At 41.0% G+C, this 9,517-nt stretch carries 7 protein-coding genes; 4 read left to right on the forward strand and 3 right to left on the reverse strand.

What is annotated here, in order from left to right; translation table 11 throughout:
* Nucleotides 1–128: 128 nt before the first annotated feature.
* Nucleotides 129–755, reverse strand: a complete 627-nt coding sequence (gene upp, locus Q4546_RS18775; RefSeq protein ID WP_076536836.1) for a uracil phosphoribosyltransferase — start codon at nucleotides 753–755, stop codon at nucleotides 129–131.
* Nucleotides 756–996: 241 nt separating this feature from the next.
* Here upp and purM point away from each other — a divergent pair, with 241 nt between their 5' ends.
* On the forward strand, nucleotides 997–2,034 hold the full coding sequence (gene purM, locus Q4546_RS18780; protein ID WP_102440497.1) for a phosphoribosylformylglycinamidine cyclo-ligase: 1,038 nt from the start codon (nucleotides 997–999) through the stop codon (nucleotides 2,032–2,034).
* The gene (gene purN / locus Q4546_RS18785) at nucleotides 2,035–2,679 is read left to right on the forward strand and encodes a phosphoribosylglycinamide formyltransferase (protein ID WP_303446832.1); all 645 of its coding nucleotides are present in this window, start codon (nucleotides 2,035–2,037) and stop codon (nucleotides 2,677–2,679) included.
* Nucleotides 2,680–2,773: 94 nt separating this feature from the next.
* Here purN and cysB read toward each other — a convergent pair whose 3' ends face one another.
* Complete coding sequence (cysB, locus tag Q4546_RS18790) at nucleotides 2,774–3,748, reverse strand: HTH-type transcriptional regulator CysB (RefSeq protein ID WP_102440502.1); 975 nt, start codon at nucleotides 3,746–3,748, stop codon at nucleotides 2,774–2,776.
* Nucleotides 3,749–4,034: 286 nt separating this feature from the next.
* Between cysB and Q4546_RS18795 the strand changes: the two genes are divergently transcribed.
* Nucleotides 4,035–4,820, forward strand: a complete 786-nt coding sequence (locus tag Q4546_RS18795) for a hypothetical protein (protein ID WP_102476128.1) — start codon at nucleotides 4,035–4,037, stop codon at nucleotides 4,818–4,820.
* 210 nt (nucleotides 4,821–5,030) lie between these two features.
* Here the strand turns inward: Q4546_RS18795 and topA are convergent, their stop codons facing one another.
* Nucleotides 5,031–7,724 carry a type I DNA topoisomerase gene (gene topA, locus Q4546_RS18800; protein WP_303446833.1) on the reverse strand — a complete coding sequence of 898 codons (2,694 nt, stop codon included), beginning with the start codon at nucleotides 7,722–7,724 and terminating at the stop codon, nucleotides 5,031–5,033.
* Nucleotides 7,725–8,070: 346 nt separating this feature from the next.
* Here topA and astB point away from each other — a divergent pair, with 346 nt between their 5' ends.
* Nucleotides 8,071–9,405 carry an N-succinylarginine dihydrolase gene (gene astB / locus Q4546_RS18805; protein ID WP_303446834.1) on the forward strand — a complete coding sequence of 445 codons (1,335 nt, stop codon included), beginning with the start codon at nucleotides 8,071–8,073 and terminating at the stop codon, nucleotides 9,403–9,405.
* Nucleotides 9,406–9,517: the final 112 nt, after the last annotated feature.

A 9,517-nucleotide genomic window follows, 5' to 3' on the forward strand; every position in this document is an offset into this window, starting at 1 on the left:
ACCCTAGAGTGCTGAAGTGTTCGAAGGACCGATACCCCATAAAAAAGAAAGCCGTTCACGTTAAGTGAACGGCATTAAGCCAATTGGCTCCCTTTTTATTGCTTAACAATGTTAGTAACAGAGGTTAGTTACTTAGTACCAAATATCTTATCACCAGCATCACCTAAACCAGGTAAAATATAACCTTGCTCATTTAGGCAGTCATCAATAGCGGCAGTGTATAATTCAATATCAGGATGGGCAGCTTCTAGTGCTTTAATACCTTCAGGGGCCGCCACAAGCACTAATGCTTTAATAGACACACAGCCACGGCTTTTTAGTAAATCGATAGTCGCAATCATTGAGCCACCAGTAGCAAGCATTGGGTCAACCACAATGGCAACACGCTCATCAACATTACTGACTAACTTGTCAAAATATGGCACTGGCTCAAGTGTTTCTTCATCACGGTAAATACCCACAACTGAAATTTTAGCGCTAGGCATATGCTCTAAGACACCATCCATCATGCCAAGACCAGCACGCAGAATAGGTACCACTGTCACCTTTTTACCTTTTATTTGCTCAATTTCAACAGGGCCGTTCCAGCCAGGGATGGTTACTTTTTCAGTTTCAAAATCAGAAGTGGCTTCATAAGTTAATAAACTACCGACTTCAGTAGCAAGCTCACGAAATCTTTTAGTACTAATATCAGCTTCACGCATTAAACCCACTTTATGGCGGATTAGCGGGTGTTTAACTTCAACGACTTTCATTTTTGCACTCCTATTGATGAGATATTTTTCGCAAATTCTTCAAATCTTAGTTTATTTATCCTCATTAGAAAACATAAAGTTTCATATTTGCAAACAATCTCACGCTAAAACAATAAAACTATTACAGAAAACTGTTTTCATGGGCGCATAAATCCAAATGATGGCTTTCGACGACGATCACAAGCTGTTAGAATATCGCCGCATAAAATCCCATAAAACGATGTACCCTAGAGGATCCTCCGTGACTACTCCTACACCACTTAGTTACAAAGACGCTGGCGTTGATATCGATGCTGGTAATGCATTAGTAGATAACATTAAAACTGCAGTAAAACGCACTCATCGTCCTGAAGTTATGGGCAATTTAGGTGGTTTTGGCGCGCTATGCGAGCTACCAACTAAATATAAACACCCTGTATTAGTTTCTGGTACTGACGGTGTTGGTACAAAACTGCGTTTAGCCATTGATTACAAAAAGCATGACACTGTCGGTGTTGATTTAGTTGCTATGTGTGTTAATGACCTAATCGTATCTGGTGCAGAGCCTTTATTCTTCCTTGATTACTACGCAACAGGCAAGCTTGATGTCGAAACCGCAACTTCAGTTGTTAATGGCATTGCAGAAGGCTGTTTTCAGTCTGGTTGTGCATTAATCGGTGGTGAAACCGCTGAAATGCCAGGTATGTACGAAGGTGAAGATTACGATTTAGCAGGCTTTTGTGTTGGCGTTGCTGAAAAAGAAAACCTCATCGATGGTACTAAAGTAAAATCAGGCGATGCGTTAATTGCTCTGGGTTCTACTGGTCCTCATTCAAATGGATATTCTTTAATTCGTAAAGTACTTGAAGTAAGCAAAGCGGATCCTAAGCAAGATTTAGCCGGTAAGCCGCTAATCGATCATCTGTTAGAACCAACAAGAATTTATGTTAAGCCGCTTTTAAAGCTGCTTGAACAAACAGAAGTGCATGCCATGGCTCATATCACTGGCGGTGGCTTCTGGGAAAATATTCCTCGTGTACTGCCAAACGATTGCAAAGCAGTTGTCAAAGGTGATTCTTGGCAGTGGCCTGTGGTTTTCGATTGGTTAATGGAAAACGGCAACATTGAACAATTTGAAATGTACCGCACCTTTAACTGCGGTGTAGGCATGATAATCGCCTTACCAGCAGAGCAAGTTGATGCCGCATTAACCTTGCTACAAGCTGAAGGTGAAAACGCTTGGTTAATCGGTGAAATTGCTACTCGCCAAGGTGACGAAGAGCAAGTGGAGATTAACTAGATGACTGATTGCTGTCGTGTTCTAGTACTCATCTCTGGTAATGGTAGTAATTTACAAGCCATTATTGATGGTTGCGATGACAATGTCAGTGCTGAGGTAGTCGGCGTAATTAGTAACAAGCCTGATGCCTATGGATTAATCCGTGCGCATCAGAGTGAAATTGATACTAGCTGCGTTATTGCACGCAAAGATGAAACTCGAGTCCATTATGATCAACGCCTGAAGCAAGCCATCGAGAAATATCAACCTGACTTAATTGTACTTGCTGGCTTTATGCGGATTTTATCTGATGAATTTGTTAGCCAATATCTGGGAAAGATAATCAACATCCATCCTTCTTTATTGCCTAAATACACTGGATTAAATACCCATCAAAGAGCCATAGATGCCAAAGATGCTGAACATGGCGCCAGTGTGCACTTTGTTATTCCGCAGCTTGACGCTGGGCCTGTGATTTTGCAGGCTAAAGTACCGGTTTATGAAGAAGAAGATGTTGATACGCTTGCAGCACGTGTACATGAACAAGAGCATGCTATTTACCCACTGGTCGTTAAGTGGTTCAGCTTACAGCGTTTAAAAATGGTGGATAACATCGCCTATTTAGATGATAAAGCGATTGGTGTGCATGGTTACGCACCAGACTAAATCACGTTAACTTGCTATCAGCTTCAAATAAAAAATCTCGCATTCGCGAGATTTTTTTGTTTGAACACAGCTTATGCCCCCTTCAAGTTCAAAACTAGCGAACAGGTAACGTCATGCCTGCAAACATTTCATCAATCAATTGCTGATCACGTAACGCAACCGCTTTTTCTACCACATCACGGGTGAGATGCGGGGCGAAGTTATACATAAAGTCATACATGTAACTTCTTAAAAAGCTGCCACGTCTAAAGCCTATTTTAGTGGTGCTGTGGGCAAATAAATGACTTGCGTCAATGGCAACCAAGTCTTTATCAATAATTGGGTCAATGGCCATAGAAGCAATAACACCCACACCTAGGCCTAATCTGACATAGGTTTTTAGCACGTCAGCGCTCGTAGCACTAAATACCACTCTGGGCTCAAGTTCGGCTTTATTAAATGATTTTTCTATTTCTGAGGCTTTATCAAAGCCAAACACATAAGTCACTAACGGAAATTCAGCTAAATCTTCAATGGTTAATGTTTTACGATTGGCCAACGGATGATCTTTGGTCACCACCACAGAACGGTTCCAATGGTAACAAGGCAACATAATTAAGTCTGAATACAGATGCATAGCTTCAGTTGCAATGGCAAAGTCGGCATCACCGCGAGCAGCTTGTTCACTAATTTGCGATGGCGTACCTTGGTGCATATGTAAGTTAACTTTCGGATAGCGCTTAATAAAAGGCTTAATCACTTGCGGTAAAGCGTAACGGGCCTGAGTATCTGTCGTTGCGATATTCAGCTCGCCTTGGTTAGGCTGGGTATATTCTTCTGATACTTTTTTAATGCTTTCAACTTTACCCAAAATGTCATTAGAAATATCAATGACCATTTGGCCTGCTGGGGTCACATGTGTAAGATGTTTACCACTGCGACCAAAGATTTGGATCCCTAACTCATCTTCTAGCATCCGTACTTGTTTGCTGATCCCCGGCTGAGAAGTATAAAGGTCTTCAGCGGTAGCCGAGACATTTAAATTATGTTTTACCACTTCGGCAATATATCTTAGTTGCTGTAATTTCATGTTACGACCTTCACCCTTGCCAATCACATATTATTTTAACCTTATAGCTAAATGTTATAGAACATCTAAAATATTAATGCAAACAGTAATAACAACATTGAGAGTTTTGCATGTTATTGCTCTGTAATGCTAATCTTGACCACTGTGTCACTATTTCCACAATTTTTCGTCACAATGTAAGACTTTTTTACGACACACACTTTTTCATAAGCTAGAATACCAGCTTAGATATTTATAAAAGTGGCAGTTAAGCCACTGTCCAATTTTATTATTGAATGGAAACCACATGACCTTTACTTTGGTACTGATCCTTATAGGTGCACTTTTTCTCCTCATCATTGGTATCAGTCTGATACAACAACAAAAAGAGCGTGCTGAAGCCGAACGCCGAATGGAATTAAAACGTCAGCGAGCCATCATAGATGAAACTGAGTCAGTACTTTCCAGCACCGGCTTAGCTTCTTTTCCTAGCAGTATTATTTTGGTGTTATATAAACGCATCAATGAAGCCCTACAGGTGTCGGTTTCCTATTTAGTAAATCAGCCTCAGCAGGCGGATTACCAACGCAGACAAATTGATATTCAAGCGCAAATAACCAATTTAAATAACAATGCAATGCAAGCCTTAGCCATAGAAAACTTTCGTTTACCTGACAATGACAAGCAAATTCTAGAATTAGTACAAATGCTTAAAAAATTAAAAGCCATTGTTCGGGCAGAAAATAATAAAGGTAAAATAGAGCCGCAGGTGTTTGCTGAAGCAGAAAGTCGTATCGACAGTTACCAGTTACGCATCAATGTTGAATCCATGCTTTCAAGAGCAAGAGCGTCTAATTCGCTAAAACAATTTGGCTCTTCTAAGCAAATGGTGTCGAAGGCGCTAGCCACACTGCAAGCGATTAAAGCGAAAACCCCGGATGACCCATTTATTTCCCGCAAAGTTGACGAAGCAAAGGAGTTACTCAGTGAGATTAACTCACAGCAAAAACAAGTGATCCCAGATGCAGTAAAACCGAATAAAAATGAAGGTGATGATATTGATATGTTGTTTCAACCTAAAAAGAAGTGGTAACGGGTTAACTTATTTAATTTACAGATTTTAAAGCCTCTTCGGAGGTTTTTTTATTGAGTGAAATATAATCGCCCCCTAATAATCAAAACAGCAATGCTAATTATCCTATAGCTGTTTATTTAGATGATTAAAAAACATGAAAATTGAGCAATAAAAATGGGACCCTATGGTCCCATTTTTTTCAATCGCTAATTTGTTAGAGAAAGAAGATTAATCTTCCTTTTTCTTTACTGTTTTTTTCGCTGCTGGCTTTTTGGCCGCCGCTTTCTTAGCTGGCTTTTTCTTAGTTGATTCGCTCACCCATTTGCCACCAATGAATTTTGATGACCAACCAGTGGCTTTTCCGTCAACTTCAGTAGCAACATATTGCTCTTTGGTTTTACGACTAAATTTAACTGCGGCTTTATTACCATCATCATCGGTAACTGGCGCATCGGCAAGGTACTGATATTTTGGCCAAAGTTGCTCACGATAATGAACCAGTTCTTCAACCAAAGGCGCTCGTGTTTCACGAGATTTAGGGAACGTACTTGCTGCAAGGAAAATACCTGCCGCGCCGTCACGCAATACAAAATGTGCATCAGACTTAGTACATTTCAAATCAGGTAAGAAGATAGGATCTTCTTTAGGTGGCGCCGCTTCGCCGCTTTTTAGTAACTTGCGGGTATTTTTACATTCGGTGTTGGTACAACCAAAGTATTTACCAAAGCGGCCATTTTTAAGTTCCATATCATTGCCGCACTTATCGCATTCAATGATTGGTCCTTCATAACCTTTAATCTTAAATTGACCAGCTTCGATTTCGTAACCTTCACAGGTTGGGTTATTACCACAAACATGTAATTTACGTTCTTCATCGATGAGATAACTGTCCATTGCGGTGCCACATTTAACACAACGATGTTTAGCACGCAGTGCATCAGTTTCAGCATCTTCATTGTCGCTGACAGCTTCTTCACCTGGTGTTAAGTTCATGGTGGTTTTACAGCGCTCTTTTGGCGGTAAAGCATAACCAGAACAGCCTAAGAACACACCGGTGGTGCCGGTACGAATACCCATTGGGCGACCACAGGTTGGACACTTAATGTCTTCAGCCAGCACCATCTCATTTAGACGCATGCCGCCTTCTTCCGGATCTAACTCTGCATGTTTAAGTTGCTTAGTTAAATCGCCATAGAAACCATCAAGGACTTTTTTCCACTCAAGTTTACCTTGAGCGACATCATCAAGGGTTTGCTCCATGCTAGCTGTAAAGTCAAAGTTCATAATGTCACTGAAGCTTTCAACTAAACGGTCACTAACAATTTCACCCATCTTTTCAGCGAAGAATCGACGGTTTTCTACTTTTACATAACCGCGGTCTTGAATAGTTGAAATAATCGTTGCATAGGTTGATGGACGACCGATACCGCGCTTTTCAAGCTCTTTAACTAATGACGCTTCACTAAAACGTGCAGGCGGCTTAGTAAAATGTTGTTTAGGTAACAATTCATTTAGATCTAACACATCGCCTTTATTAACCACTGGCAAAGTCTTGTCTTCTTCGTTCTTCTTACCCATTGGCGGTTGCACTTTAGTCCAACCGTCAAAGCGCAGTGTACGACCACTAGCTTTAAGTTCGTAATCACCTGCAGTCACAGTCAAACGAGTCGCATCATATTTAGCTGGATTCATTTGACATGCAACGAATTGGCGCCAAATAAGCTCATAAAGGCGCTGAGCGTCTCTTTCCATGTCAGTCATTGTAGCTGATAGGATTTTAACATTAGACGGTCTGATAGCCTCATGCGCCTCTTGAGCGCCCTCTTTACTACCATATCGAATTGGGTTTTCTGGTAAATAGTCGTTGCCGTACTCAGAAGCGATCATTTCCCGTACGCCATCTACCGCTTCTTGACTTAAATTAGTCGAGTCGGTACGCATATAGGTAATATGCCCTGCTTCATAAAGACGCTGCGCCATCATCATGGTCTTTTTAACACCAAAACCAAGACGAGTACTCGCTGCTTGTTGTAATGTTGAGGTGATATAAGGCGCTGATGGTTTACTTGATGTCGCTTTATCATCACGACCGGTAACCACAAACTTTGAATCTTTTAACGCATCTAACGCTACTTGAGCTTGAGCTTCATTAATTGGACTAAAGGCCGCCGACTGATATTTTGCCACTTGCATTTTTAGCTTTTGAGCTTGCGAAGTTGCTAAATCAGCATGCACATCCCAAAATTCTTCAGGGACAAATGCCTTAATCTCACCTTCACGCTCAACTACCAGTCTAACGGCTACCGATTGAACACGGCCTGCAGATAAACCGCGAGCTACTTTTTTCCAAAGTAATGGCGACACCATGAAACCCACAACTCGGTCTAAAAAGCGACGCGCTTGTTGTGCGTTAACCATGTTGGTATCAAGTACAGATGGTTTGCTAAATGCATCTTGAATGGCTGTTTTGGTAATTTCGTTGAACACAACGCGCTGATAACGAGATTCGTCACCACCAATAATTTCCTGCAAATGCCATGCAATTGCCTCACCCTCTCTATCCAAATCGGTTGCGAGATAGATGTGGTCAGCAGTTTCAGCTAATGCTTGCAGTTCTTTAACGACTTTTTCTTTACCTGGTAGGATTTGATACTTAGCCGCCCAGCCTTTTTCTGGGTTAATCCCCATACGGGCAACTAAAGCTCGTTTATCCCGCGCGAGTTTGTATTTAGCTTTTTCTTCAGGCGCCATTTTTCTAACTTCAGCCGGCGTTTTAGTCGCTACCGTGCTGTCTGGCGATGATGATGTAGGCAAATCACGGATGTGACCTACACTCGATTTAACGATGAATTCTTTACCAAGGTACTTATTAATAGTCTTGGCTTTGGCCGGCGATTCGACAATAACTAGTGATTTACCCATAGTTTAATTTGCGCCAAAAAGTCTCTAACAGATATAAATTGGTTCCATATATAGAGTGTTGAGACGAATGTTTCAAGTAAATACCTCTAATATGTGTCCAGCGAGCCATTTTTTAATCAATTATAAAAAAGGAGAAAAAATAATATTGCGTTAATAAAAAGTAATATTTCATTATTTAGGGTCTAGCAAGTAAAACTTGTGCATGTTTAGTCACTTTTTCAATATTTGCGACCCGAGTCACCGCTTGTTAACCCTTATATCATCAGTATACTGACGGTAATTTCACAAAATTAAATCGTAAAAAACCTATTTAAATAACAATAAGAATGACTATTAAGGAAAATAAATGAAGCACTTTGAAGCGAACTTCGATGGTCTAGTCGGGCCAACGCACAACTATGCAGGGCTATCTTTTGGTAACGTTGCTTCATACAGTAACGCTGCCCAAGCATCAAACCCTAAGGCTGCCGCTAAGCAAGGGCTTCAAAAAGCAAAGTCACTCGCAGATCTTGGCATGATTCAAGGTGTGTTAGCCCCTCAAGAGCGTCCAGACCTTTATTCGCTACGCCGTATGGGTTTTGCTGGCTCTGACGCTGAAGTGTTAACACAAGCCGCCAAGCAAGCTCCTGCATTACTCAATGCCTGCTGTAGTGCTTCATCTATGTGGACCGCAAATGCAGCGACAGTGTCTCCTAGTGCTGATACTCGTGATGGTAAAGTTCACTTCACGCCTGCAAACTTAGTCGACAAGTTACACCGCAGTATTGAACCTATCACTACTGGTAATATCCTCAAAGCGACTTTTAAAGACGAGCGTTTCTTCAAACATCATCAACATTTACCTGAACACGCAAGTTTTGGTGATGAAGGCGCGGCTAATCATACTCGCCTTTGTAATGATTACGGTCACTCAGGTGTTGAGTTATTTGTATACGGCCAAGAAGCCACAAATCCGAATGCGATAAAACCAACAAAGTTTCCAGCAAGACAAACATTAGAAGCATCGCAAGCTGTTGCACGTTTGCATCAATTAGATGACGAAAGCAGTGTTTTTATCCAACAAAACCCTCATGTAATCGATCAAGGTGTTTTCCATAACGATGTTATTTCAGTAGGCAACCAAAATGTGTTGTTCTATCACGAACAGGCTTTTTTAAATACTGACGCGAAATTTGAAGAAATTCGCCGCAAAATGAATGCTGATGTTCACTTTGTTAAAGTTTCTACTGAACAAGTCTCGATAAATGATGCCGTTAAGAGCTACTTATTTAATACCCAAATTATCACCCTACCCAATGGCGAAATGGCAATCATTGCCCCAACTAACTGCCAAGAAAATCCTGCAGTATTTGCCTATCTAAACGAATTAGTTACGTTAGGTACACCAATCAAGCAAGTTCAATATTATGATGTAAAGCAAAGCATGCAAAATGGTGGCGGCCCAGCATGTTTACGTCTACGTGTTGCTATGAGTGAGTTAGAAATCTCCGCAGTCAATCAAAACACCTTGATGAATGACGCTTTATTTAGCCGCTTAAATCTATGGGTAGACAAGCATTACCGTGACAGCTTAGTTGTGGCTGATTTAGCCGATCCGCAGTTAATTATAGAATCGCGCACTGCATTGGATGAGTTAACTCAGATATTAAAGCTTGGCAGTGTTTATCAATTTCAGAAGTAGCTTTGAAATAATATTAAAAACAAAAGGGCGCCTGAGCGTAATGCCGATCAGTTAAGGCCAATATGATCGGTTGACCGATCTTTAAAAGGCTTCAAAATCCAGTACAGACTCT

The organism is Shewanella sp. 4_MG-2023 (assembly GCF_030548015.1).
Taxonomy (GTDB): domain Bacteria; phylum Pseudomonadota; class Gammaproteobacteria; order Enterobacterales; family Shewanellaceae; genus Shewanella.

Coding starts and splice junctions, on each gene's coding strand:
- cysB (WP_102440502.1), bottom strand. CDS start 3,748: ATGAAATTACAGCAACTAAGATATATTGCCGAAGTGGTAAAACATAAT.
- purN (WP_303446832.1), top strand. CDS start 2,035: ATGACTGATTGCTGTCGTGTTCTAGTACTCATCTCTGGTAATGGTAGT.
- upp (WP_076536836.1), bottom strand. CDS start 755: ATGAAAGTCGTTGAAGTTAAACACCCGCTAATCCGCCATAAAGTGGGT.
- astB (WP_303446834.1), top strand. CDS start 8,071: ATGAAGCACTTTGAAGCGAACTTCGATGGTCTAGTCGGGCCAACGCAC.
- topA (WP_303446833.1), bottom strand. CDS start 7,724: ATGGGTAAATCACTAGTTATTGTCGAATCGCCGGCCAAAGCCAAGACT.
- Q4546_RS18795 (WP_102476128.1), top strand. CDS start 4,035: ATGACCTTTACTTTGGTACTGATCCTTATAGGTGCACTTTTTCTCCTC.